At 72.5% G+C, this 24,342-nt stretch carries 28 protein-coding genes; 17 read left to right on the top strand and 11 right to left on the bottom strand.

Translation table 11 applies throughout. From position 1 onward, the window contains the following. The first annotated feature begins 10 nt into the window (after positions 1-10). The 6 genes from ACIGXX_RS39610 to ACIGXX_RS39585 all read left to right on the top strand — a co-directional run bounded on the left by ACIGXX_RS39610 (position 11) and on the right by ACIGXX_RS39585 (position 7,007). Positions 11-2,089, top strand: coding sequence for a dipeptide ABC transporter ATP-binding protein (locus ACIGXX_RS39610; RefSeq protein ID WP_399983354.1), 2,079 nt, complete (start codon positions 11-13; stop codon positions 2,087-2,089). After that, on the top strand, positions 2,086-2,991 hold the full coding sequence (gene mmuM, locus ACIGXX_RS39605; RefSeq protein WP_399983351.1) for a homocysteine S-methyltransferase: 906 nt from the start codon (positions 2,086-2,088) through the stop codon (positions 2,989-2,991). Before ACIGXX_RS39610 ends, mmuM begins: the two co-directional genes overlap by 4 nt. A 130-nt stretch (positions 2,992-3,121) precedes the next feature. Continuing rightward, complete coding sequence (locus tag ACIGXX_RS39600; protein WP_399983348.1) at positions 3,122-4,213, top strand: WD40/YVTN/BNR-like repeat-containing protein; 1,092 nt, start codon at positions 3,122-3,124, stop codon at positions 4,211-4,213. A 33-nt stretch (positions 4,214-4,246) separates the two neighbouring features. Beyond that, complete coding sequence (locus ACIGXX_RS39595; protein ID WP_351171688.1) at positions 4,247-4,924, top strand: uracil-DNA glycosylase; 678 nt, start codon at positions 4,247-4,249, stop codon at positions 4,922-4,924. Then, a complete protein-coding gene (locus tag ACIGXX_RS39590; protein WP_399983344.1) occupies positions 4,921-5,931 on the top strand; it encodes an N-acetylglucosamine kinase in 1,011 nt (336 codons plus the stop codon). Before ACIGXX_RS39595 ends, ACIGXX_RS39590 begins: the two co-directional genes overlap by 4 nt. Before the next feature lie 131 nt (positions 5,932-6,062). Continuing rightward, the gene (locus ACIGXX_RS39585) at positions 6,063-7,007 is read left to right on the top strand and encodes a hypothetical protein (RefSeq protein ID WP_361473043.1); all 945 of its coding nucleotides are present in this window, start codon (positions 6,063-6,065) and stop codon (positions 7,005-7,007) included. A 93-nt stretch (positions 7,008-7,100) separates the two neighbouring features. On the opposite strand, the gene ACIGXX_RS39580 is transcribed toward ACIGXX_RS39585, so the two are convergent. From ACIGXX_RS39580 to ACIGXX_RS39565, 4 genes are all read right to left on the bottom strand, one after another. Beyond that, positions 7,101-8,156, bottom strand: a complete 1,056-nt coding sequence (locus ACIGXX_RS39580) for a lactonase family protein (RefSeq protein ID WP_361473040.1) — start codon at positions 8,154-8,156, stop codon at positions 7,101-7,103. Between the two features lie 73 nt (positions 8,157-8,229). Further along, on the bottom strand, positions 8,230-9,522 hold the full coding sequence (locus tag ACIGXX_RS39575; RefSeq protein WP_399983339.1) for a nitric oxide synthase oxygenase: 1,293 nt from the start codon (positions 9,520-9,522) through the stop codon (positions 8,230-8,232). A 187-nt stretch (positions 9,523-9,709) separates the two neighbouring features. Further along, the gene (locus ACIGXX_RS39570) at positions 9,710-9,943 is read right to left on the bottom strand and encodes an XRE family transcriptional regulator (RefSeq protein WP_351171703.1); all 234 of its coding nucleotides are present in this window, start codon (positions 9,941-9,943) and stop codon (positions 9,710-9,712) included. Positions 9,944-10,025: 82 nt separating this feature from the next. Then, entirely contained in the window at positions 10,026-10,439 is a 414-nt protein-coding gene (locus ACIGXX_RS39565; RefSeq protein ID WP_351171706.1) for an ATP-binding protein, read from the bottom strand. Between the two features lie 213 nt (positions 10,440-10,652). On the opposite strand from ACIGXX_RS39565, the gene ACIGXX_RS39560 reads away from it, so the two are divergent. After that, entirely contained in the window at positions 10,653-11,498 is an 846-nt protein-coding gene (locus ACIGXX_RS39560; RefSeq protein WP_361473033.1) for an RNA polymerase sigma factor SigF, read from the top strand. Positions 11,499-11,528: 30 nt separating this feature from the next. Then, a complete protein-coding gene (locus ACIGXX_RS39555; protein WP_351171711.1) occupies positions 11,529-11,981 on the top strand; it encodes a DUF6003 family protein in 453 nt (150 codons plus the stop codon). Between the two features lie 37 nt (positions 11,982-12,018). Here ACIGXX_RS39555 and ACIGXX_RS39550 read toward each other — a convergent pair whose 3' ends face one another. From ACIGXX_RS39550 to ACIGXX_RS39535, 4 genes are all read right to left on the bottom strand, one after another. After that, a complete protein-coding gene (locus ACIGXX_RS39550) occupies positions 12,019-12,579 on the bottom strand; it encodes a VanZ family protein (protein WP_399983333.1) in 561 nt (186 codons plus the stop codon). A 79-nt stretch (positions 12,580-12,658) separates the two neighbouring features. Further along, on the bottom strand, positions 12,659-13,051 hold the full coding sequence (locus tag ACIGXX_RS39545) for a DUF2267 domain-containing protein (RefSeq protein ID WP_351171717.1): 393 nt from the start codon (positions 13,049-13,051) through the stop codon (positions 12,659-12,661). Next, positions 13,023-13,826 (bottom strand): GAF domain-containing protein, encoded by an 804-nt coding sequence (locus tag ACIGXX_RS39540; protein ID WP_361473025.1) that lies wholly within the window; start codon positions 13,824-13,826, stop codon positions 13,023-13,025. The genes ACIGXX_RS39545 and ACIGXX_RS39540 overlap by 29 nt, the downstream gene beginning before the upstream one ends. A 190-nt stretch (positions 13,827-14,016) precedes the next feature. Next, positions 14,017-15,522 (bottom strand): FUSC family protein, encoded by a 1,506-nt coding sequence (locus tag ACIGXX_RS39535; protein ID WP_361473022.1) that lies wholly within the window; start codon positions 15,520-15,522, stop codon positions 14,017-14,019. Between the two features lie 353 nt (positions 15,523-15,875). Between ACIGXX_RS39535 and ACIGXX_RS39530 the strand changes: the two genes are divergently transcribed. Both ACIGXX_RS39530 and ACIGXX_RS39525 read left to right on the top strand, forming a co-directional pair. Beyond that, positions 15,876-17,174, top strand: a complete 1,299-nt coding sequence (locus ACIGXX_RS39530) for a M20/M25/M40 family metallo-hydrolase (protein ID WP_351171726.1) — start codon at positions 15,876-15,878, stop codon at positions 17,172-17,174. 84 nt (positions 17,175-17,258) lie between these two features. Beyond that, positions 17,259-17,405 carry a hypothetical protein gene (locus ACIGXX_RS39525; RefSeq protein ID WP_351171729.1) on the top strand — a complete coding sequence of 49 codons (147 nt, stop codon included), beginning with the start codon at positions 17,259-17,261 and terminating at the stop codon, positions 17,403-17,405. A 9-nt stretch (positions 17,406-17,414) separates the two neighbouring features. Here ACIGXX_RS39525 and ACIGXX_RS39520 read toward each other — a convergent pair whose 3' ends face one another. From ACIGXX_RS39520 to ACIGXX_RS39510, 3 genes are all read right to left on the bottom strand, one after another. Beyond that, complete coding sequence (locus ACIGXX_RS39520) at positions 17,415-17,966, bottom strand: SAM-dependent methyltransferase (protein WP_399983326.1); 552 nt, start codon at positions 17,964-17,966, stop codon at positions 17,415-17,417. Between the two features lie 41 nt (positions 17,967-18,007). Beyond that, on the bottom strand, positions 18,008-18,403 hold the full coding sequence (locus ACIGXX_RS39515; protein WP_351172445.1) for an STAS domain-containing protein: 396 nt from the start codon (positions 18,401-18,403) through the stop codon (positions 18,008-18,010). Positions 18,404-18,483: 80 nt separating this feature from the next. Then, complete coding sequence (locus ACIGXX_RS39510) at positions 18,484-19,377, bottom strand: RNA polymerase sigma factor SigF (RefSeq protein WP_399983323.1); 894 nt, start codon at positions 19,375-19,377, stop codon at positions 18,484-18,486. Positions 19,378-19,681: 304 nt separating this feature from the next. On the opposite strand from ACIGXX_RS39510, the gene ACIGXX_RS39505 reads away from it, so the two are divergent. From ACIGXX_RS39505 to ACIGXX_RS39475, 7 genes are all read left to right on the top strand, one after another. After that, positions 19,682-20,329 carry a PRC-barrel domain-containing protein gene (locus ACIGXX_RS39505; protein ID WP_399983320.1) on the top strand — a complete coding sequence of 216 codons (648 nt, stop codon included), beginning with the start codon at positions 19,682-19,684 and terminating at the stop codon, positions 20,327-20,329. Then, positions 20,326-20,772, top strand: coding sequence for a PRC-barrel domain-containing protein (locus tag ACIGXX_RS39500; RefSeq protein WP_399983317.1), 447 nt, complete (start codon positions 20,326-20,328; stop codon positions 20,770-20,772). The genes ACIGXX_RS39505 and ACIGXX_RS39500 overlap by 4 nt, the downstream gene beginning before the upstream one ends. Before the next feature lie 84 nt (positions 20,773-20,856). After that, complete coding sequence (locus ACIGXX_RS39495; protein ID WP_399983313.1) at positions 20,857-21,333, top strand: FhaA domain-containing protein; 477 nt, start codon at positions 20,857-20,859, stop codon at positions 21,331-21,333. A 237-nt stretch (positions 21,334-21,570) separates the two neighbouring features. Beyond that, entirely contained in the window at positions 21,571-21,774 is a 204-nt protein-coding gene (locus tag ACIGXX_RS39490) for a cold-shock protein (protein WP_249591397.1), read from the top strand. Between the two features lie 291 nt (positions 21,775-22,065). Beyond that, a complete protein-coding gene (locus ACIGXX_RS39485; protein WP_366465199.1) occupies positions 22,066-23,646 on the top strand; it encodes a DEAD/DEAH box helicase in 1,581 nt (526 codons plus the stop codon). 43 nt (positions 23,647-23,689) lie between these two features. Then, a complete protein-coding gene (locus tag ACIGXX_RS39480) occupies positions 23,690-23,983 on the top strand; it encodes a CBS domain-containing protein (RefSeq protein ID WP_351172427.1) in 294 nt (97 codons plus the stop codon). A gap of 47 nt (positions 23,984-24,030) precedes the next feature. Next, complete coding sequence (locus ACIGXX_RS39475) at positions 24,031-24,339, top strand: SCO5918 family protein (RefSeq protein WP_351172424.1); 309 nt, start codon at positions 24,031-24,033, stop codon at positions 24,337-24,339. The last annotated feature ends 3 nt before the right edge of the window (positions 24,340-24,342 follow it).

The following is a 24,342-nucleotide window of genomic DNA, read 5'->3' as shown; positions in this document are numbered from 1 at the left end:
AACCCACACGATGACCGAGCCTCTGCTCAAGAGCGACCCCCCGGCCAAGACCGGGCCGCTGCTCACGATCGACGATCTGCGCGTCGACATCACCTCGCGCGAGCGCACCGTCCACGCCCTCGACGGCGTCTGCCTCGAACTCGCCCCGGGCGAAGCCCTGGGCATCGTCGGCGAGTCCGGCTGCGGCAAGACGATGACCGCGCTCAGCGTCCTGGGCCTGCTTCCGCCCGGCGGCGCCGTCACGGGCGGACGCGTCCTGTTCGACGGCCAGGACCTGGCCACCGCCCCCGCGCCGGCCCTTCAGGGCGTACGGGGCAACACCATCGGCATGGTCTTCCAGGACCCGCTCACCTCGCTGAACCCGACGATGACGATCGGCGCGCAGGTCGCCGAGCCACTGATCCTGCACCGCCCCGACCTGAGCCGGAAAGAGGCGTGGGCGCGGGCCCAGGAGATGCTGCGCCTGGTCGGCATGCCGCAGCCCGCCGAACGCATGAAGGCCTATCCGCACCAGCTGTCGGGCGGCATGCGCCAGCGCGTGGCGATCGCCATGGCCCTGGTCTGCGAGCCCAAGCTGCTCATCGCGGACGAGCCGACCACCGCCCTGGACGTGACGACGCAGCACCAGATCCTGGAGCTGATCGACGGCCTGCGCGAGCGGCTCGGCATGGCGCTGATCCTGGTCACGCACGACCTGGGCGTCATCGCCAACCGGGTCGACCGGGTCGCGGTGATGTACGCGGGCAAGGTCGCCGAACAGGCCGACGTGCGCGGCCTGTTCGCCAGACCCCGGCACCGCTACACCGAGGCGCTGTTCGCCTCCCTCCCCGAGCGGTCCGCCGACAGCGGCACCGCGCTCCACACCATCCCGGGCCTGCCGCCGAACCTGGCGGCGCCCGCGACCGGGTGCCGCTTCGCGCCGCGCTGCACCTTCGCGACCGAGGAGTGCCGTACGCGGGAGCCGGGGCTCGCGGACGACGAAGTACGCGGCGCGGAGCACCGGTTCGCCTGCTTCCATCCGGTGCCGGACGACGCGTCCGCGGCGGAGGTCGTGATCCCGCCGGCCATCCCCGCCCCGCGCGCGCCAGGCGACGTACTGCTCGAACTCGACGCCCTGGCCAAGGACTTCCCCCTCAAGGGCGGGGCCTTCTCGCGCAGTCGGGGCACGGTCAGCGCGGTCGGCGGGGTGTCCCTGGAGATCCGCAGGGGCGAGACGTTCGGCATGGTCGGCGAGTCCGGCTGCGGCAAGACCACGCTGGGCCGGATCGTCGCGGGCCTGGAGGAGCCGACAGCCGGACACGTGCGCTTCGAGGGACACGACCCGGCGCGGATGTCACGGGCCGAGCGGCGGGCGCACCGGCGGCGGGTACAGCTGATGTTCCAGGACTCCACGGCCGCCATGGACCCCCGGATGCGCGTCGGCGAGATCCTGCGGGAGCCCCTGGTCATCCAGGGCGTCGGCAGCCGCGCCGACCAGGAGAAGCTGGTCGGCGAACTCCTGGACGCGGTCGGCCTGCCGCGCGGCGCCGTGCACCGCTACCCGCACGAGTTCTCCGGCGGCCAGCGCCAACGCCTGGGCCTGGCACGGGCGTTGACGCTCTCGCCCGATCTGGTGGTCGCCGACGAGCCGGTCTCCGCGCTCGACGTCTCCGTCCAGGCGCAGATCCTGAACCTGATGCGCGAGCTCCAGCGGGAGCGCGGCCTGACCTATCTGTTCATCTCGCACGACCTGGCGGTGGTGCGCCACCTCGCGGACACGGTCGGCGTGATGTACCTGGGCAAGCTGGTCGAGTCGGGCCCGGCCGCGCAGGTGTACGCCCACCCGCTGCACCCCTACACGCGCGGGCTCCTCGACACGGTCAACCTGCCGGACCCCGAGGCGGCGGGCGGCCCGGACCGCATGCAGCTGGAGGGCGAGACCCCGTCGGCCGCGAAGCCGCCGTCGGGCTGCCGCTTCCGCACCCGCTGCCCCGCGGCCCAGGAGGTGTGCGCCGTCACGGAGCCGCCGGTGTCCACGCCGAACAGTGCGGGACACCGGGTCGCGTGCCACTTCCCCCTGTCCGCACCTCGGCTAGCGTCGACGGTGTGAACCTCGCGGAAGCCCTGACCCGCCGCCCGCTCGTGCTCGACGGCGGCCTCTCCAACCAGCTGGAGGCCGCCGGGCACGACCTGAGCGATGCCCTGTGGTCGGCGCGGCTGCTCGCCGACGAACCGGGTGCCGTCGCGGCGGCCCATCGGGCGTACTACGAGGCGGGCGCGGACATCGCCACCACGGCGAGCTACCAGGCGACGTTCGAAGGCTTCGCCAAGCACGGCATCGACGCGCTGAGCACCGCCGAACTGCTGCGGCTGAGCGTGGAGTTGGCGCGCGAGGCGGGAGCGGACGCGGGCCGTCAGGTGTGGGTGGCCGCGTCCGCGGGGCCGTACGGGGCGATGCTCGCGGACGGCTCCGAGTACCGGGGCCGCTACGGCCTGACGGTGGCCGAGCTGGAACGCTTCCACCGCCCGCGCCTGGAGGTCCTGGCCGACGCGGCACCGGACGTGCTGGCCCTGGAGACGGTCCCGGACACGGACGAGGCGCGGGCCCTGCTGCGGGCGGTGCGCGGCCTGGGGGTGCCCGCCTGGCTGTCGTACACCGTCTCCGGCGGCTACACACGGGCGGGCCAACCCCTGACCGAGGCCTTCGCCCTGGCCGCCGACGCCGAGGAGATCCTCGCGGTCGGCGTCAACTGCTGCGACCCGCAGGACGCGGACGCGGCGGTGCGCCTCGCCGCGCGCATCACCGGAAAACCGGTGGTGGCCTATCCCAACAGCGGCGAGACGTGGGACGCGGCCGAGCGGGCGTGGCGGGGCCCGGCGCACTTCTCCGCGGGCCGGGTCACCGGCTGGCGGGACGCGGGGGCGCGGCTGATCGGGGGATGCTGCCGGGTGGGGCCTGAAACGATCACTCAGGTGGCCGCCGAGCTGGCGGACAGCAGCCTGCCGCAGTGAAGGTCTGGGGCGTACGCCCCTCCACCACACTCGATGTGACCTGCGAGAACGTCGTGCCCAGGGGTGACTGTCAGTGCCGAGGTGCAGACTGAGCCCTACCTGAGACAACGACGTCCCGGAGGTGGCCACCATGGCCGAGATCATCCTGACCGTAGGCACCCGCAAGGGCCTCTTCATCGGCCGCAAACGCGGCGGCTCGAACACCTGGCGGTTCGACGACGGCCCGTACTTCAACGCCCAGGCCGTCTACTCCGTGGCCATCGACGCCCGCGGTGACACCCCCCGCCTGCTGGTGGGCGGCGACAGTTCCCATTACGGGCCCTCCGTCTTCCACTCCGACGACCTCGGCAGGACCTGGACGGAGCCGGCCAAGGCGGCCGTGAAGTTCCCCAAGGACACCGGGGCCTCCTTGGAGCGGGTCTGGCAGCTGCACCCCGCGGCCGCCGAACCGGATGTCGTGTACGCGGGCACGGAACCGGCGGCGCTGTACAAATCGCGGGACCGCGGCGAGACCTTCGAGCTCGTACGGCCCCTCTGGGAGCACCCCACCCGCGACAAGTGGGTGCCGGGCGGCGGCGGAGAGGGCCTGCACACCGTGCTGACCGACCCCCGCGACCCGGACGCGGTGACGGTCGCCGTCTCCACCGCGGGCGTCTTCCGCACCCTCGACGGCGGCAAGAGCTGGGCCCCGGCGAACAACGGCGTCTCCGCGGTCTTCCTGCCCGACCCGAACCCGGAGTTCGGCCAGTGCGTGCACAAGGTCGCGCGGGACGCCGTCGACCCGGACCGCCTGTATCTGCAGAACCACTGGGGCGTGTTCCGCAGCGACGACGCGGGCGCGCACTGGACGGACATCGGCGAGGGCCTGCCCTCCGACTTCGGCTTCGCCGCCGTCGCCCACCCGCACCGCGCGGACACCGCCTACGTCTTCCCGATCAACGCCGACATGGACCGCGTCCCCGCCGACCACCGATGTCGCGTCTACCGCACGTCCGACGCGGGCCGGAGCTGGGAGCCGCTGAGCGCGGGCCTGCCCTCGGAGGACCACTACGGCACGGTGCTGCGCGACGCGATGTGCAGCGACGGCCAGGATCCCGCGGGCATCTACTTCGGCAATCGCAACGGCGAGGTGTTCGCGTCGGCGGACGACGGTGACAGCTGGCAGGAGTTGGCCTCCCACCTGCCCGACGTACTGTGCGTCAGGGCGGCGGCCATCGGTTGATCGACGTCCCCGTTACGGCAGTAGGGTGACGCCGTGGCATCACGACCCTTGCATGAAATCGTCGAAGCGGGCTGGGCGAAGGCCCTCGAACCCGTCGCCGGGAAGATCGCCGAGATGGGCGACTTCCTGCGCGCTGAGATCGCCGCGGGACGCACCTACCTCCCGTCAGGGCCGAACGTGCTGCGCGCGTTCCAACAGCCCTTCGACGAGGTGCGGGTGCTGATCGTGGGCCAGGACCCCTATCCGACCCCCGGGCACGCGGTGGGTCTGTCGTTCTCGGTCGCGCCCGAGGTGCGCCCGCTGCCCGGCAGCCTCATCAACATCTACCGCGAGATGGGCTCCGACCTGGGAGTCCCGCAGCCGTCGAACGGCGACCTCACGCCCTGGACCCGGCAGGGCGTCCTGCTGCTCAACAAGGCGCTCACCACGGCTCCGGGGCGGCCCGCCGCGCACCGGGGCAAGGGCTGGGAGGAGGTCACCGAGCAGGCCATCAAGGCGCTCGCCGCCCGCGGTCGCCCGCTGGTCTCCATCCTGTGGGGGCGCGACGCCCGCAATCTTCGGCCGCTGCTCGGCCCGCTGCCTTCGGTCGAGTCCTCGCACCCCTCGCCGATGTCGGCGGACCGCGGCTTCTTCGGCTCGCGCCCCTTCAGCCGGGCCAACGACCTGCTGGTCCAGCAGGGCGGGCAGCCGGTGGACTGGCGCCTTCCGTGACGGACGGGGCGTGGGTCGTCGGGGTGGACTCGGGCGGCTCCGGGATGCGCGTCGCGCTCACGGGGACGGACGCGGGACCGGACACGGCGGGCCGCCTCGCCCCGCTGAGCTCGAAGGAGCCGGTGCGTACCGGCGCGCGCGGCATCGACGCCGGGCATTTCACCGAGCAACTGGTCCCCATGGCGCGGGAGTTGCTGCAACAGGCGGGCGGGGGACGGATCGCCGCCGTGGCCATCGGCGCCGCGGGCATGGCGACCCTCGGTGACGACCTGCGCGCGGAACTGCCCGCCGCGCTCCACCAGGCCCTGGGCACGAGCCGCCTGGTGCTCGCCGCCGACGCCGTCAGCGCGTACGCGGGCGCGTTGGGAGACCGCCCCGGCGCCGTCGTCGCCGCGGGCACCGGCATGATCGCGATCGGCACGGACCTGACCGGCTGGCACCGCGCCGACGGCTGGGGGCATCTGCTCGGCGACTGCGGCGGCGGCGCGTGGATCGGCCGGGCGGGTCTCGATGCGGCGATGCGGGCGTTCGACGGCCGGGCCCGCGGTTCGAAGGCGCTGCTCGCCCGCGCCGAGGAGCTCTTCGGCCCCGCACCAGCCCTGCCCGGACAGCTCTATCCCCGTACGGACCGGCCCGCGATGCTCGCCTCGTTCGCACCCGAGGTGGGGCGCTGCGCCCCCGAGGACCCCGTGGCCGAGGCGATCCTGCGCGATGCCGCCCGGCACATCGCCGAGGCGGCGGCCGCCGTCTGCCCGGTGCCCGACGCCGTGGGCCGGGGCGATCGGCCCGAAGTCGCCCTGACCGGAGGCCTGTTCAAGCTGGGCGATGTGCTGCTGCGCCCGGTGCGCGCGGAGCTGGCGGAGCATCTGCGGCACGTGCGCCTGGTCCCGGCCGCCGGTGATCCGCTGGACGGCGCGGTGCGCATCGCCGCCGCCGTCGCCGCGGACCGGCTGCGTCTGCCGCTCGACGCGCGCATGCTCACACTGCACAGGGAGTACGACAGTTGACCACCCCGGATGACCACTCCGTCGTGCGACAGTCGACCTCTACGTAACTCATCAGACAAAAGTGGACTTATACCGCCCACCTGTACCCTCCCCGAACAGCGAAGCCCCCAAGACCAGTAGCATGCGGGGCCATGAGCTCCCCCACCGGGCCCGCATCAGGCCTGCCCGTACGAATGCCGCGACCCCGCCAGCCCGGGCGGCACCGCCGCCCGGAGCCCGTGGCGGCTCCCGAGAACGCGCCCGCGCTCGTTCTCGCCGTACCGGGCGTACCCAGCACCTCCACGCGCAGCCTCGCCGAAGAGGTCGTGAGCATCGCCCGCTCCGAGCTGCCCGGTCTCGATGCCCGCATCGGGTACCTGGACGGGACCGAGGACGCCACGACCGCCTCGTTCCCGGAGTTCCCCTCGCTGCAGTCCGTGCTCGCGCACGCTGCCATCGAGCGCACCTCCCGCCATGAGCAGGCGCGCGCCGCGGGGTCGGACGCCGCCGAGCCCGACGGCCCCGTCGCCGTCGTGGTGCCGCTGCTCGCGGGCCCCGACAACGCGCTGATGCGGCGCGTGCGGCAGGCCGTGATGGACAGCCGCGCCCCGGCCGAGCTGACGGACGTCCTCGGCCCGCACCCGCTGCTCGCCGAGGGACTGCACGTGCGCCTTTCGGAGGCCGGGCTCGCCCGCGCCGACCGCGCCCGCCTGTTCACGGTGGCCACCGCGGCGGACGGCATCGTCCTGGCCACGGTCGGCGGCGAGGAGGCCGTGCAGGCCGCCGGGATCACCGGCATGCTGCTCGCGGCCCGCCTCGCGGTGCCGGTGATGGCCGCGGCCCTCGACCAGGAGGGCGCCATCGCGGACACCGCCGAGCAGCTGCGCGGTTCGGGCTCCACACAGCTGGCGCTCGCCCCGTACCTGATCGGTCCCGAGATCGACGGCAGCCTCCTCGAAGCGGCCGCCAAGGAGGCCGGCTGCTCGGTCGCCGAGTCGCTCGGCGCCTACCCGGCGATCGGCAAGCTCGCCCTCTCCAAGTACACGTCGGCGCTCGGGATCGCCCCGCAGCAGCCCTCGGGCGCGCCGGTCCACTGACCGCACCGCGCCGGCAGATCTGATGCCGTCACGCCCATGGGCCCGCCCCCTGATGCAGGGGGCGGGCCCATCGGCGTGACGCGGGCGCGGCGGTCAGCCGAAGATCACGCAGGAGGCGGCGGGGGCCTCGACCGAGCCCGCGCGGCGCGGGATGCCCGTCTCGGGATCGATGGTGAACCACGTCACGTCGCCGGAGCGCTCGTTGGCCGCGTAGAGGAACCGCCCCGACGGGTCGATGGCCAGGTCACGCGGCCAGTGGCCGCCGCAGGGGACGGTGGCCGTCAGCCGCGGCCGTGTCCCCGCCTCGTCCAGGGCGAGCACCGAGATGACGTCCTGGCCGCGGGTGGCGGTCCACAGGAAGCGGCCGTCGGGCGCGACGACGACCTCGGAGGGGTAGGCCTCGCCGTCGCCGTTCGTGGGGCCCGGCAGGACGGCGGCCTCGCCGAGCGGCTTGAGGGCCCCCTCGGCGGCGTCCCAGGCGCAGATCGTGACGGTGGGGGCGAGCTCGTTCAGGACGTAGGCGCGATCCCCGCGCGGGTGGAAGACGAGGTGCCGGGGGCCCGAGCCAGGCCGCAGCGCGACCTCACGGTGCAGGGCCGGCTCGCCCGCCGCGGTGAGCTCGCAGACGCGTACGGAGTCGGTGCCCAGGTCCACGCTGACCACCCAGCGGCCGCTCGGGTCGGGCAGGACCTGGTGGGCGTGCGGCCCCTGCTGGCGCTGCGGGTGGGGTCCCGTGCCGCTGTGCGCCAGGACGCCGGAGGCGGTGCGGGCGAGGCCGCCGTCGGGGCGCAGGGGCACGGCGGTGACGCTGCCGGAGCCGTAGTTGGCGGTCAGGACGTGCCCCGCGTGCACCGCGAGGTGTGTGGGAGCCGCGCCTCCGACCGGCACCGGCGATCCGGCCTGCACGACCTTGTCACCGTCCAGGCGGTAGGCGGCCACTGCGCCGTCGGAGGTCTCGCTGACCGCGTAGAGCATGTCGCCCGCCGCCGACAGCGCGAGGTAGGAGGGGTCGGCGACCGTGTCCGTGGCGCCGAGGACGGTCAGCGCACCGCTGTCCGCGTCGACGGCAGCGGTGAGGATCCCGGCCCCGCCCGCCGCGGTGAAGGATCCGATGTACGCCCGTTGACTGTCGTCGTGCCTGCCGACCACTGCGTTCCCCTCTCGACTCTGGACCGAGCACCGTGTCCAGGGGGCACTCGTGCGGCAGACGCTAGCAGTCGGTCTAGACCAGCGCTCCGCTGCTCTCGCCGCGCATCCTGGCCAGGGCCTCGGGGTGGTGGACGTAGGCGGGGTGCCGCTCCACGGTGTCGTACGTGCGGTGGAAGACAGGGGTGGTGCTGCCCGACAGCGGCGGCACGATCCAGGACCAGTCGGCGCCGACGGAGCGGCCCCTGCTCTCCTCGCGGTCCAGGTGGGTCAAAAAGCGCCGCGACTCGGTGTGGTGGTCGGACATGGTGACACCGGCCCGGTCGAAGGAATGGAGCACCGCACGGTTCAGCTCGACCAGCGCGCGGTCCTTCCAGAGCGAGCGGTCGCTCGCCGTGTCGAGCCCGAGCAGTTCGGCCACGCGCGGCAGCAGGTCGTAGCGGTCGCCGTCGGCGAGGTTGCGGGCGCCGATCTCGGTGCCCATGTACCAGCCGTTGAAGGGCGCGGCCGGGTAGCAGATGCCCCCGATCTCCAGGCACATGCAGGCCAGCGCGGGCACGGCGTGCCAGCGCAGCCCGAGCCCCGCCCACCAGGCGTGATCGGGGTGCTCGATCGGGACTTCGAGCACCGCGTCGGGCGGCAGCCAGAACCAGCGGGGCCCCTCGTCGGCGCCCTGGATCACCAGGGGCAGTACGTCGAAGGGCGTGCCGGGTCCGCCCGGCCAGCCCAGGCCGCGCGCGAACGCGGTGATGCCGACGTTGCGCGGGTCTCCGACGACACCGCCGCCGGGGCGCGGATACCCGGCGTACCGGATGAGCTGCTCGTTCCAGATGCGCGGCCCCGGACGGCCGGGCGCGTCGGGCGCGAAGACGGTGATGAGGGGCCGGATCCGCCGCCCGTCACCGACGGCCGCCCGCAGATGATCCGCCGCCGCGGCGGCCACGTCGTCGGCGCCGGTCAGCTCTCGGCGGTCCAGGACGCGCAGGGAGCGCCAGTAGAGGCGTCCGATGCAGCGGGCGGCGTTGCGCCAGGCGAGCCGGGCGCCGAAGACGAGCTCCTCGTGGGTGTGGCGATACGTCCCCGTCCCCTCGATCTCGGCGAACACCTGGGCGATCCGTGGCGCGGGATCGCCGCGGCGGGTCTCGCCGTGGTGGAGGCGGACGAACTCGGCGGCGGCCCGGCGCAGGGCCGGCCCCGACGGCGAGACCCGCTCGGGGCGCGGGGCCCGTGGGGCGACGGGCTCCTCGTGGCCCGCGGCACGTTCGGGGCAGGCCGTGTCGGCGGCACGCTGGTGGGGGTCGGATGCGCTTCGCCGCGTACCGCGGTCCGCAGGGGCTCCGTGTCCGGCCCTGCGCAGGAAATTCCGCATGGTGCGCCCCCAGGGGCGGCTCGGGGGGCACGGACCGCTCCCGCACGGTCCGCACGTCTGTTAGCCGCGCAGTTACCCCACCCACGGGGTGATCCACCCTGTGGGTGCTCGGTGAACATGCCTCAGAAGCGGGCGCGATGTCCACCGCCGCGCGGCCGTGCACACCGGATGGGAGTGAGTCGCGCGGTCAGGGAGAGGGTGCGGCGGCCGTGGGCCGTGTGGCGTCCTTGATGGCGGGCAGTGCGAGGGCCCCGGCCAGTTCGGCCAGTTCCGCGTCGGTGGGGCGGATGGGCCCCTCGGTGCCGTCCTCGGCGAAGGCCCGGATGCGCGGGGTGCGGATCCCGGTCTTGTCCGCGATCGCCTGCGGCGTCAGATGACGGCGGCGCATGGTCTGTTGGAGTAGCTGAGACAGGTCGTCCATTGGCCTCTCCTGCCCCACCCGCTCGCGCTCATGCCGGACATCTCGCCGCGCGGTGTCCGCCTCGTGGCGCCGCGGGCCGCCGTTACCGGGGCAGCACGGCCCGGATGGTCTTGCCGTGGGGCCCGCTGGTCACCGTGACCGTGGTGGCCATGTGCCGGACCATGGGCCAGCCGAATCCGCCGGTGCCGCCGGCCAGGTCGGGGGCCCGCTCCCGCGGCGGTCGCGGGTCGGCGTCGCCGACGGCCACCGCGATGCCGTCGGGCTGCGCCTGAAGGCGCAGGGAGCACGACGAGCCGCGTGCGTGCCGTACGACGTTGGTGACCAGTTCGGAGACCGCGAGTTCGACGCTCGCGGCGTCCTGGGCGTCCACAGCAGGGTGGAGCCTGTCCACGAAGGCGCGGGCGAAGTCCCGCGCGTGGGCGACGGCTTCCGGCTTCTTGTCGAAGACCGCCTGGTCCGAGATTTCGGTGTCCAGTCGCATCCCGTGCGTCTTCATGAGCCCTCCTCGTATGGGGTGGCCTCTGTCCGAATAGGGGGTGGCCGTTGTCCGAATTGCTCACTTGCCCGGCAATGCGGACCCTCTAACGCCTCGACACACAACGGATCTTGTTGCACGGTCGCGCGCATGAAGCGCCGGGGCGCGGGTACGTGCGCTTCACCGGCCGGTCGGGGGACGACGGAGGGCCGGTGCGGACTGGGGAGGGCAACCATGACTACGGCCACCGGGACATCGACGGACACCGGCATCGCGGAACTGCCGGAGATCGTCTCCCCACAGGGCGTCGGGCCCAAGGACGCCCGCGACCTGTCGAAGCTGTTCTTCACCCGTCTCGCCGTACTCGAAGAGGGCACATCGGAGTACCAGTACGCCCGCAACACCCTCGTCGAGATGAACATGTCGCTGGTCCGGTACGCCGCCGGGCGGTTCCGTCACCGCAGCGACGACATGGAGGACATCGTCCAGGTCGGCACGATCGGCCTGATCAAGGCCATCGACCGCTTCGAGCTCTCCCGCGAGGTCCAGTTCGCCACGTTCGCCGTGCCCTACATCGTCGGTGAGATCAAGCGGTTCTTCCGCGACACCTCCTGGGCCGTGCACGTTCCGCGCCGCCTCCAGGAGGCCCGCGTCGAGCTGGCCAAGGCCACCGAGGAACTCAGCTCCCGCCTCGGCCGCGCCCCCAAGGTCGCCGAACTGGCCGAGCTGATGGACCTCACCGAGGACGAGGTCATCGAGGCCCGCACGGCCTCCAACGGCTACAACTCCACCTCCCTCGACGCCACCGTGCACGGCGCCCGCGACGACAGCGAGGCGGCGCTGGCCGACTTCATCGGCGCGGAGGACCCCGCCATGGAGCTGGTGGAGGACTTCCACGCCCTGGCCCCGCTGCTCGCCCAACTCGGCGAGCGCGACCGGCAGATCCTGCGGCTGCGGTTCGTCGACGAACTCACCCAGTCGCAGATCGGCGAGCGCCTCGGCGTCTCCCAGATGCACGTCTCGCGCCTCCTCTCGCGCACCCTGGCCCGCCTGCGCGAGGGAATGCTGACCACACGCTGACGCTTCCGGGCTAGCATCAGTGCGCCGCTGATGTCCGATCGAGAAGGCGACTCCCCCACGATGGCCGACGACGCTTACCTCTTCCTCCTCCCTGACCGCCACCCCCGACTGGGGACGGCGCTGGCCGCCGTCGGCGCCCTGGAGTGCTCCGAGACCCCCGCCGTCCACGGCTGGCTACAGGCTCACGACGTGTCGGCCTCGTCCGAACTGGTGCGGATCCTGCCCGCCGAGTCCGAGGCGTTCATCCCAAAGGACGCCGAGCGCCTGCTCATTCCACTGAGCGAGGAGGAGGCGCTGCGGGTCCAGCAGGAGTGCGCGCCCCAGTCCGTCACGGACATGGAGGGCGAACTGCTGGAGTTCCGCGAGACGACCCAGGACTGGCAGGCGCTGGTGCACCGGGCGCTGGCCGCCGGCATCCCCGGACCGCGCATCGCCCGGCTGACCGGCATCGACCCGCAGGACATCGGCCGTCTGACCGTGTGACCCCCGGGCCGAGCGGCCGAGTCGTGGCCGACGCCCGCTAGCGGGCGTCGGTGTGTCGCTTCGTGAAGCGGTGCCACCAGTGCCGGCGGCGCGGATGCACGGCGCGGCCCAGCCTGCGGCCGATGAGCAGGTACCCCAGCACCGCGCCCGTCGTGTTGAGCAGGACGTCGTCGATGTCGAAGGCCCGCCCGGTGACGAGGAAGCCCTGCGCCAGCTCGACCAGCAGCATCACCAGCGCCGTGGCGACGATGACGCGCAGCAGCCCACGGGCGCGGGGCACGAGCACCGGCAGCAGCATGCCGAACGGCAGCCCCAGGACGATGTTGCCGCCGAGTTGCTTGACGGTGTCGCGGAACGCGGGCTGGGCGAGATAGTCACGGATCGAGTCGCCCGGGCGCAGGTTGCTGTGCGTCAAGGGCTCGGAGGCGACCGAGGGCTCCAGCGTCAGCCGGGCCAGCATGACGGCGAAGGCCACGGTCCCCGCGAACGCCAGCAGCATCGCCACCGCGCGCGCCCACCGGGAGAGCGGGGGCGTGCCCGGAGCACCGCGTGCCTCCGAGGCCTTCACGGTCTTGCCCTGCGGAACTGTCCGTGCCATCACGAGCCTCCGTTTCAGGGGGTGTTCTGTCTTCGCTTCCTGGTGCCCGCTCGCCGCGACGGCATCCGCTCGGCGCCGGTCATGTGGGATCCGTACGCCCGAACAGACCGGCGTGCCCCGGCGGGAGCTGTGTGAGGATGCGGCGCAGCAGCGCGTCGTCGGCGACCTCGGCGACCGTGGCGAGCACCGCGGTGACGGCACGGCGGGCCTGTCCCGCGTCGACGTCCACGTGGGCGCCCACCGCCGCGATGAAGGCCGCGGGCGTCAGGGGTTCGCTGGCCGGTGAGCCGTCGGTGAGCAGCGGGCCGCACTGCCGGGGCAGCAGCCGGGCGAGATCCGTGCGGTCGTCGCCGACCAGGTGGGCTCCCAGGACCTCCAGGACGCTCTGCACGGCCCCGGCGGCCTCCTGCCGCCCGGCGTAGCCCCCGCGTTCCTGGACACGGTCAAGCAACACGTCCACCGACTCGTTCATGGCTGCTCCCCTCTTCGCTCGCCACTTCGCTCGCCTTTTCGCTCGCGTCTGCCCTCGCGTCGTCGCTCTCGTCGATGTGGTGGGCGCGGGCCGGCTGAAGGACGGTGTCGGCCACGTCAAGCAGTGAGAGCCCGTCGCTCGCGCTCACCTCCTGGAGCCACGCGAGCCCTTCGGCCACGGCGCAGTCGTCACGGGCGGCCACGTAGTCGGCCGCCTGGTGGATGCGCTCCCAGCGCGCCGCGCGCGTGCTGGTGGTCCACACCGGGCGTCGGCAGCCGGTGTTCTCGTGCACGGGCCGCCAGCGCAGCAGCGCCTCCAGGGCGAGCGAGGCGGCGCGCTGCGCGTAGGTGATGTGGGTGGGCGTCACGTCGGTGTGCTCGGTGTAGTAGAGACACAGCACGCCGACCGGGGTGTGACCGGCGTGCAGCGGGAGCGCCAACACGCGCCGGGTGCCGGGCAGTTCCTCGGCCAGGGGCGGTCCGGTGCGGCACGGGTAGTCGCGCAGGTCCGGTACGAAGACGGGCTGCATGCCCAGGGCGGCGCTGACCGAGGGGCCGTCGGCGCGGGTGAACTGTGCGGCCTCGGCCTGCAGGGCGGGTTCGTCGGTGGCGTGCAGCAGTTGCCAGTCCTCGAGCCTGGGCAGCCAGGACAGGGCGGCGCGCTGCGCGCCGAGCGACTGCGTGAACGCGGTGCAGAGCCGGTTGGGCAGCGCGCGTCGTCCGACAGCTGCCGCGACCGACACGTCGTGCACGATCGACGGTGATTCCTCCAGCATGGTGAGCATCCCTTCCAGTCGCGTGCCTCACGGTCCGGCAGCGCCTCCGGACGGAGGCGCACGGTGGGCCCGGCGCCCGAAGGAGCGGAAGTTCGTCTACCACGCGATGCGCCACCTCATGTGTCATCGGCCGGAGTCATCGATCGGCGTGATCGCTGCGGCTTCGGACATCCGAGGGGATGTTGCCTGCTCAGGCCCCGATCAGGGGCGTACGCGTCGGGCTGCGCAGCGGCACGGCCAGTTCGACGAGTGCCTTCTCCAGGCCGTGCAGATGGGCGAGGACGGGCTCGGTGGCGGGATGCGGCAGGGCGATGGCGTCGGCGGCAGGACCGTGGCCCGCCTCCGGCGCGGTGAGCGCCTCCACGGCGGCCTCCACGCGCCAGCAGGCCGCGGCGAGCCGGTCGTCGTGCGAGGCCTCGGGGTCCGCGGCGATCGAGGCGAGCCCGCGCACCTCGCGGGCGCAGGCGTCGAGCAGCGCGAGCACCTGCCGTGCGCGCTCCTTGCGGGCCCGCAGCGGGCTGAACGGGTGCACCAGCGGGGCGAGCGAGAACCGCACCTTCCCCAGGAGCTGCTCCAGCTCCGCGACGCGCGGCGCGGGATCGGAGCTCTCGGACCCGGCGAGCCGGGCGGCGGCCTCCGCCGTGCAGGCGTGCACGCACCGCAGGGCGCGCTCGATCCAGGCGTTGGTCGTGGCGTGCGTGGTGACGGGCAGGACGAGGAGCACGGCCAGGACGGCGCCGAGCGCCCCCACGCCGGTCTCCGCGACCCGCAGGGCGAGCAGCCCCGGGTTCAGCACCCCGAGCAGCCCGTAGAGGACGCCGGCCATCACGGTGACCGCGAGCATCATCCAGGTGTAGGAGACCGCGGCCGTGTAGAAGATCCCGAAGACGCTGACGGCGACGATGACCGCCGAGGGCACCGGCGCACCGTGCAGCGGGACCGCGAGGACGAAGCCCGCGCCGATGCCGATGACCGTGCCGAGCAGCCGCCGGAAGCTGCGCACCAGCGTCTCCCCGCTCGACGCGGTGTTCACGAACACCCACCAGGTGGCGCCCACGGCCCAGTACCAGCGCTCGTGGGAGAGCACCTGCCCCGCGGCGAGCGCGAAGGCGCCGCCGAGCGTCGCCTGGACCGCCTGCCGGGTGGTCGTCCTGGCCAGGCCCCTGCCACCCGGTGCGGCGGGCGCGACGGGGGGCGGCAGCCGGCGCTCGTAGCACCAGAGCCCGAACCGTACGGCCGAGGAGGCGCACAGCGACATCAGGATGGCGGCGAACAGCTCGGGCAGCTGCCCCGGCCCCGTGTGCAGGAACTGCGTCGCGAAGAACATCATGAACGCGAACACCCCGAGCGAGTGCCCGCGCGGCCCCCACCGCCGCGCGTACACGCCCGCGCCCATCACGGCGAGGAAGGCGACGTCCCGCGCCACGGGCACGTCGTGCAGCACCGCGGCGAGGGCGAGCACGGGAAATCCGACGACGGGCAGCAGCGCCGTGGTGACGGCCTGCCCCCGCACGGTGGCGTCGCCGACGGTGAAGAGAGCCAGCAGCGCCGCGAGCCCGCCGGTGATCGCCGCGACGAGCGAGTGCCCGGCCAGGCCGCACACCGCGACCGCCAGCGCGATGCCGATGACGGCCCGCACCGCGAACCGCAACCGCACCCGCCCCGGATCCGGCGCCACGAACACCCTCTTCAGCACAGCTTCCCGCCCCTTTCGCGCCCGGCCCGATCTGCCCGCATGAAAAAGGCGCCGCGGAGATCCGCAGCGCCATCGACAGACACATCAGATCATCCGGAGCCCTACTGGCTCAACAGGCACCCGTTCGACTGGGCCATTGGCCCACTCATACGACGTATCACCATGCCACGAGAGGGCCAACGGACTACCGCAAGCCACCGCCGCGCCTCCCGCCGAAGCGGAGTACCCTCCCCCAGTTCCCTTGCGTCCAGGGACAGTTGGGGCCGCCGGGCGATCTTCTTGATTGACTTGCGGCGAGCCGCACGGGGGTGGGCGTCCAGCTCTGCCCCCGCACTGTGATTTTGGGGGAAGAAATGACCCGTCCGAAGAAGGCCGTTCTCAACCGTCGTGCCCTGCTCGGCGGCACCGCGGCCGCCGGAGTCGGCGCCATGGTGCCCGCCGGTGCCGCTGCCGCGGCCGACTCCGGCCGTCAGGGCGGACCACTCGACCAGGACGCGATCGACGCCGTCGTCAGCCGGGTCGAGCGCAATCTGATCGCGTTGCGGCGCGACTTCCACGCACACCCGGAGGTGGCCGAGCACGAGGTCGCCACCTCCCGGATCGTGAGCCACCTGCTGCGCGCCGCCGGGCTCACGGTGACCACCGGCGTCGGCGGTCTCGGGGTCGTCGGCGTCCTGAAGGGTGCCCGTCCCGGGCGCACCGTCGCCTACCGCGCCGACATGGACGCCGTACCGCCGCAGGGGATCGTCGGCGGCGGCGACAAGCCGGCCCATGCCTGCGGGCACGACGTCCACACGGCCGTGGGCGTCGGCGTCGCGCAGACTCTCGCGAAGCTGCGCCACCGGCTCAGCGGCACCGTGGTCTTCTTCTTCCAGCCCGGCGAGGAGGCCCTGAAGGGCGCCGACGCGATGATCAAGGACAACGTGCTGCGCGACCACAGACCCGAGGAGATCCACGCCCTGCACTGCGGCCCCTTCCCGGTGGGACAGTTCGCCGTGACGCCCGGGAGCGGTCTGCCGGGGCAGGACGGGACCACCATCACGGTGACCGGCCCGGACGCGCTCGCCTCGGCCGAGCGGCTCGCCGCCGAGATCACGCGGCTCGCCACGGTGGCGCCCCCGCAGACGCCCGCCCACCTGGAGAAGATGGTCGCGGACGTCCAGACCCCGGACGGGCCGCTCGCCCGGTTCGTCGTCGTGCGGGCCAAGGCCCAGCAGGACAAGGAGACGGGGCAGGTCACGATCCCCGTGTCGTACCGCTGCTGGCCCGAGGAGCGGTACGTCGAGATCCGCGAGACGATCGGGCGGCTCGCGGCGCCCTACGACGGCGCCGTGGTGAACTTCACCAAGGAGCCGTTCCCGGCCTTGGTCTGCCCGGAGAAGGACGCCCTGACCCTGAAGCGGCACCTGCGCCGCGTCCTCGGCCCGGACGGGGTGACCGTGCTGCACGCCGCGTTCCCGTTCAACGGCGAGGACTTCGCCCTGTTCCTGGACGAGATCCCCGGCACCTACACGTTCCTGGGCGTGCGCAAGCCCGGCACCGTCATCACGGAGAGCTACCCGCACTACGGCGACTTCGCCCCCGACGAGCGGGCCATCGGCATCGGCGTGCGCGCGATGGCGGGCTGGCTCGCCGAGCGCGCCCGGCGTTGAGGCTCCTGGCGTAAAGGCCGCCGGCCCGGGTACCTGCTGAGCACGCCGTCGTAGGCTGGCAGTTCTCAAGTCTTAGGAGTCGGCATGCCCGGAGTCATCGACCGCATCAAGCAGTTCGTCCGGAGCCCTCAGGGACAGCGCACGATCCAACAGGTCCGCCAGGCTTCGGCCGACCCGAAGAAGCGGGCCCAGGCCAAGCGGATGCTCGGCAAGTTCCGAGGGCGCCGCTGAGCTTCACGGCTACACCTCCGAGCATGCGGTCGGCGTCCATCGGTCCCGATGACGCCCCTCGACCGCGAGCAGCGTCGACCCGGGCACCGCCCGGGTCGACGCCGTCGTACGCAGGCCGGCCTGCCGCAGACGGGCGTGGAGTATCTCCTCCAGCGGTCCGAGCGGCCGGCCGGGCGGTGGGGTGCAGGCGATCAGGAGCACCCCGCCGGGGGCCAGCAGCGCGGACACGATCGCGAGTTCGCGCGTCGCCGGTCCGGTCCAGAAGACATTGACGTCGCAGGCGAGGATCTTGTCGTACGTCCCCAGGGGCGCCGTCCGCACATCGGCGAGCACCGCCCGGACGAACCGGGCGCGTCCCGACGCGATCGCCGCCGCGTTGCGCTCCCGCGCCGCGGCGATGGCGGCAGCCGACCTGTCGATGCCCAGCAGTCTGCCCCGCACGAGCCGTTCGCAGATCAGCGCTGCGGCCACCCCGCGCCCGCAGCCGATCTCCAGGACCCGGTCGTCGGGACCCGCGCCGAGGAGCTCGACCGCGGCCGTGAGCCGCTCGGGCACGCGCATCGCGGCCTCCCGGTGAGATCTGCCCGCTCCCCGCGGGCTACCTACGGCTCCCTCGGCGGCCACTGGGGGCGCTGGTCCGCCGGCAGGGTCTGCAGGGCCTGGCCGACCGTGCGGTGGGCGGGGAGCAGTTCCGTGCTGCCGGTCAGCGCCAGCATCTCCGAGAGCCGGCGTCCCGCGCCCGCGAGCAGCAGTCTGCCCTCGCGGCGTGCGAGCAGCCAGCGCACGGCGAGCAGGCAGTTGAGTCCGCGCGAGTCGCAGAACATCAGCGCCGTCACGTCCAGGACCAGATGCCGGTGCCCGGCCTCGACGGAGGCGCCGAGGGTACGCAGGAAGAACTCCTCGCAGGACTGGTCTAGCTCGCCGCTGACCCGCAGCACCGCGGAGTCGGAGCAACTCGCGAGCTCGGTGATGGTCAGGCGATGGGTCTCAGTGGACATCGCACCCCCAAGAGCCATCGTACCGAGATCGACCCAGCGGCCTCTCCCGAAACAGCTCGGCGCGGCTCGCGCGCTTGCCGCTACCTCTTGTCGAGGAGCTTGACCCGCAGCCGCGCGAGGATCCGGGTGAGGATGCGCGAGACGTGCATCTGGGAGATGCCCAGCTCCGCACCGATCTCGCTCTGCGTCATGTCGGCGGCGAAACGCATCGCGAGAATCCTGCGTTCGCGTTCCGTCAGCGCGGCGATGAGCGGCTTGAGGGAGTGCAGGTCCTCGACCTTGTCCAGCTCCGGATCGCGGTAGCCCACGTGGTCGGCCAGCGTGTCGTCGGAGTCGACGCCGTCGGCCGGATAGTCCAGGGAGGCCGTGGTGTAGCCGTTGGCGGCGGTGAGACCTTCGCTGATCTCGGCCTCGTCCAGGTCCAGGTGCTCGGCGAGTTCGGCCGTGGTCGGGGTGTGCCCGTTGGTCTGCTCGAGGTCCGTGGTGGCCTTCACCAGGTCCAGGCGCAGCTCCTGCAGCCGGCGGGGAACGCGCACGGCCCACGTGGTGTCACGGAAGAACCGCTTGATCTCGCCCATGATGGTCGGCAGCGCGAAGGTGGGGAACTCCACGCCCCGCTGGAGGTCGAAGCGGTTGATCGCCTTGATCAGACCGATCGTGCCCACCTGGACGACGTCTTCGTACGACTCGTCGCGCGGGCGCATCCGATGGGCGGCGTACCGCACGAGGTTGAGGTTCAGCTCCACCAGCGAGTTGCGTACGTAGGCGTGCTCGGGCGTGCCTTCCTCCACCGCGTCGAGGCGGGCGAAGAGCGTCTTGGAGAGGGCCCGGAGATCGGCCGTGCGCTGCCCGCCGACCGGCGGCGGGAGGTGCTCGGTGGCCGCCGGCCCTGCCGCGGGGCTGTCGGGGCCGGCGGTATGTCGTTCGCCGAACGACTCCGTGGGCGCTGGACCGCTGGTCGTCGAGGCCACCATCGTCACTCCCGGAACACAAGGCGCCCTCGGGCTGAGAGCGCGCCGTGCACGGGCTCTTACCCACCATCTGCCGTTACATTCCCGTGACTTGACTCTCCGTATAAGAAGTGTCTTCCGGGGAACTCGGTGCAAGCGCGGGACGACACGGGAGGTGGACGGCTGTGATCTGGTGGATGTGGGTGACCGCGGTACTGGTCGCACTGGTCCTGTTGGCGGGGGCGGTCCTGGGAACGCAGGCCCGGCGCCGGGGCGGTGGCGCGATCGTGGTCCGGCGGGGCCGCCGTGCGGGACGCGGGGGGACGCGATGACCGTGCTGATGCTCGCCGCCGGGCTGACCAAGCGGCCCGTGGTCACGCTCGGCGGAGAGGTGGTGGCCCAGGTCAAGGACACCGTCTTCGACGCGGCGGGCGGACAGATCACCGGATTCACGCTGGCGGGCCGCGGGCTGCTGTCCGGTCCGCTCAAGCAGAGCCTGCCCTGGTCCGGCGTCCACGCGCTGGGACCTGACGCGGTGATGATCCCTGCCGTCGAGGTCCTACAGGCCAGGGACGCGGTGGTGGACAGGGGCGAGGCCGACACCGGGCAGGTGCGCGGCGCCCGCGTACTGAGCGACGGCGGGCTGGAGTTGGGCACCGTGCTCGACGCGGTGGTCGAAGGCGGCACCAGCGGCCGGGTGGTGGGCTTCAAGGTCGCCACCACCGAGGCGATGGGCCGCCACGAACGCCGGGCGTTCCTGCCGGCGTACGGCGAACTGGCCATGACCGGGGACACGTTGGTGATCCCGGCCCGGCTCGCCGGACAGGCGGTGGACGATCTGGACGCGCTGACCGCGGCCTGGGAGCGGCTGCGGACCGCGGGCGGGACGGGGCCTGGGACGAGGATGCAGACAGGGCTCGAGACAGGGCTTGGGACGGGAATTGAGACGGGGTTCCGGAAGGGGGACGACCGATGATGCTGCTCAGTCAGGTACTGGGTCACCCGGTCATCAGCGCCGAGGACGCGCGCCCCGCCGGGGAGGTGGCCGGCGTGGGCATCGACCCGATGACCCGCCGGATCACGGAGCTGTATCTGCGGGACGCCAAGAGCGGCGACAGCGTGCCCTGGAGCGAGGTGCGCGGGGTGGGACCGGACGCGGTGATCATCGACACCGCCGCCGCTGCCGCCGAGGCCGCCCGCAAGAGTCCGCACTCCCGAGCGCACAAGAGGCTGCTGGGCAAGCGGGTCCTGACCGAGTACGGCGAGGACATCGGCACGCTCTCCGAGGTCACCTTCGACCCCGAGACCGGCGGCGTCGGCGACCTCTACATCGGGCAGGAGCAGGTTCCCGCCGCCCGCATGGTCGGCCTGGGTGCCTACGCGCTGGTCCTCGGCGCCGCACCGGGGCCCGCCCGCTGAACCGGTCGCACCGATCCGGCCCCACGCAGTCGGCCACCCCATTGGGCGAGTGTGTGTCCTGGGTCACCGGGCACCCGAAGGGCCATGCGACTCATCAGCCAGATCGAACACACCATGGAGCGATGGACGAACACCCTGTGGACCTTGCTGCTTCCCACCCGGCACCAGCGCGGGGAAGTGGTCGCGACACTGCGTCGGCAGTGTGACGACAGCGCGATGATCCTGGGACACGAGCGCGTTCTCGTGCCCAACGCGTTCGTCATCGAGCTGCCGACGGAGAGCCACCGCCGACTCAGGAACACCGGCGCGGAGTTGAGTCGCCATCTCGCCGCCCAGGTGCACCGGCACGCCGCCGAGCAGAGCTACACGTTCGCCGGCCCCGTCGCGATCAGCCTGCGGCCGACCGGCGACGACGCGGTCGGCAGGTTCCAGGTCCAGGGCCGTATCGCCCCGCAGACGACGGCGCGATCCCCCGGCCGGCCCGCTGCGGAAGAAACGCTGTCTTTTGAGCGAACCAATATGTGTGTCGGCCGTGAGAGAAATCAGCGCGACGCGCTCTGAGAGTTTCTCGCGCGACGCTCTGAACGGCATTTTTTACCACACAGAGCCGGCCGCACCGTGCTACTGTCGATCTCAGTTGCAGTTGTGGTTCCCAAAAAACTTCAAGTGCCCTCACCGCTCTTTATGTGCAGGTGAGAGCACTTTTGTATTTCCGGTCATTTCCGGAGGGGCGATCATCGTGGCGACGCGGAGTCCGCACAGTGCGGGCTCCGGGCACTGCCCCGAAGGAGATTTAACATGGCTATTGGCACCGTGAAGTGGTTCAACGCTGAAAAGGGCTTCGGCTTCATCGAGCAGGACGGCGGCGGCCCCGACGTCTTCGCCCACTACTCGAACATTGCCGCCCAGGGCTTCCGTGAGCTCCAGGAAGGCCAGAAGGTGAACTTCGACATCGCTCAGGGCCAGAAGGGCCCGACGGCCGAGAACATCGTTCCCGCCTGACGCTCACGCGTACTTCGCAGCTGGGGCCCGCACCTGGGGTGCGGGCCCCAGCTCGTGCATTTCCCGCTTGACCCAGGGCCACGAATTCTCTGAGCGAACACTGCGTCCTCGACCTGTTGTCCGCCGTGCCCCTGTCCGGAACGTCTCTCGTTCCCGCGCATCCGCCCGCAGAACACCTGCCGTCGGCCGGATTCGCTTCACGCATTTCATCCGGCCCGTTCTCGTGATTCTCCGCGCTGCGTTCTCGCTGCGGAAATTCCTTGGTACGTGCCGCATCAAGGAAGGTTCCACATGAACCGCGCACGCACGAACGACCGCTCTTCCCGCAGCCGCTCCGGCGGCTATGGCTCCGGTTCCGGCTCGGGCTACGGCTCCGGCTCGGGCTCGAGTTACGGCTCCAGCTCCGGCTCCGGCCGCAGCGGAGGCCGCTTCGGCGCCCAGTCCGGCGGCCGCTCCGGCGGATCGAACCGCTCGGGTGGTTACGGCCGCCGATCCTCTGCGCCCCAGGGCGAGTTCGCCCTGCCGGTCACGGTCACTCCCGCGCTCCCGGCCGTCGAGGCCTTCGCCGATCTGGAGATGCCGGCGCCGCTGCTCGCCGCGCTGAGCCGCGAGGGCATGAGCGTGCCGTTCCCGATCCAGGGCGCGACGCTGCCCAACTCCCTCGCGGGCCGCGACGTACTGGGCCGTGGCCGCACCGGCTCGGGCAAGACCCTGGCCTTCGGACTCGCGCTCCTCGCCCGCACCGAGGGCCAGCGCGCCGAGCCGCGCCAGCCGCTCGCCCTGGTCCTCGTCCCCACCCGCGAACTGGCCCAGCAGGTCACCGACGCGCTCACGCCGTACGCCCGTGCCCTGAAGCTGAAGCTCGCCACGGTGGTCGGCGGCATGTCGATCGGCAAGCAGGCCGGCGCGCTGCGCTCCGGCGCGGAGGTCGTCGTCGCCACGCCCGGCCGCCTCAAGGACCTCATCGACCGCGGCGACTGCCGGCTCAACCAGGTCGGCATCACCGTCCTGGACGAGGCCGACCAGATGGCCGACATGGGCTTCATGCCCCAGGTCACCGCGCTGCTCGACCAGGTGCGCCCCGAGGGCCAGCGGATGCTGTTCTCGGCCACCCTGGACCGCAACGTCGACCTGCTGGTCCGCCGCTACCTCAACGACCCGGTCGTCCACTCCGTCGACCCCTCGCAGGGCGCGGTGACCACGATGGAGCACCACGTGCTGCACGTGCACGGCGCGGACAAGCACCAGACGACCACCGAGATCGCCGCCCGCGAGGGCCGCGTGATCATGTTCCTGGACACCAAGCACGCCGTCGACCGGCTGACCGAGCACCTGCTCAACAGCGGTGTCCGCGCCGCGGCCCTGCACGGCGGCAAGTCCCAGCCGCAGCGCACGCGGACGCTGTCGCACTTCAAGACCGGTCATGTGACGGTGCTCGTGGCGACCAACGTCGCCGCACGCGGAATCCACGTCGACAACCTCGACCTGGTCGTGAACGTCGACCCGCCCACCGACCACAAGGACTACCTGCACCGCGGCGGCCGTACGGCCCGCGCCGGTGAGTCCGGCAGCGTCGTCACCCTGGTCACGCCGGGCCAGCGCCGCGACATGAGCCGCCTGATGGCAGCGGCGGGCATCACCCCGCAGACCGCCCAGGTGCGCTCCGGCGACGAGGAGCTGACCCGCATCACCGGCGCCCAGGCTCCGTCTGGCGTCCCGGTCACCATCACGATGCCGGCCGCCGAGCGCCCCCGTCGCGGCAGCGCCGCCTCCTCCCGCGGCCGTCGCAGCCGCAGCGCCCAGGACCGGCGCACCGACCGCGCTCCGCGCCGCGCCGCCCAGGGGCCGTCCGCCTCCAGCTCGGCGGCCTAGGCTTCGCGTTCATCAGGCTCATCCATCCCTGCAGGAGGCACCTTTGACACCGGTTCAGACGCAGCCACGCCCGGCGGACACCGCCACCGTCCCGTCGGCCGACGGCGCCCCGAGCGCCGGCGGCAGGGACGTGAGCGGACCGCAGGTCCGTGACGACATGACCGTCGAGCTGGCTCTGTCGGTCATGTCCGGATCGGGCGCCGGCCATCTGTTCCTGTGCGACGAGGACGACCAGTGCACGGGCCTGATCACCCGGGCCCGGCTCATCGCCGTCCGTGAAGGACCCGCCTACACGGACCAGGTCCGCCTACGGGACGTTCTCGCCCTCTCGCGTTGATCGCCCCACCCCTCTCAGTCGGCCCCTCTCCTCATCTGTGAGGCACCATGCGCTGCGTCATCGCCCGTTTCCCGTTCGACCTCACCAAGAGTGGTGTTCTCGACGCGATGAAGGGCATCAAGCCCGAGCCCATCACGGGCGACTCCGTCATCATCGGCCGCCGCCACTACCCCATCAAGCAGGTGGGGGCGGTCATCACCCGGCAGGACCGGCGTGACTTCAGCGCCGGGGAGGTCACCCGCGCCATGGCGCTCCTGGGCTTCACCTGCCGCACCCCGTCCGAGGACCCCGCCCCGCGCGACCTCACCCCGCTCCAGACCGCGTCGGCGATGCTCGGCGCCTCCACTCCCGTGTAGCGG

Origin of the sequence: Streptomyces sp. NPDC055243 (assembly GCF_044544025.1) — a bacterium.
Classification (GTDB): Bacteria; Actinomycetota; Actinomycetes; order Streptomycetales; family Streptomycetaceae; genus Streptomyces.
This window is presented reverse-complemented; position numbering and strand designations above follow the sequence as displayed.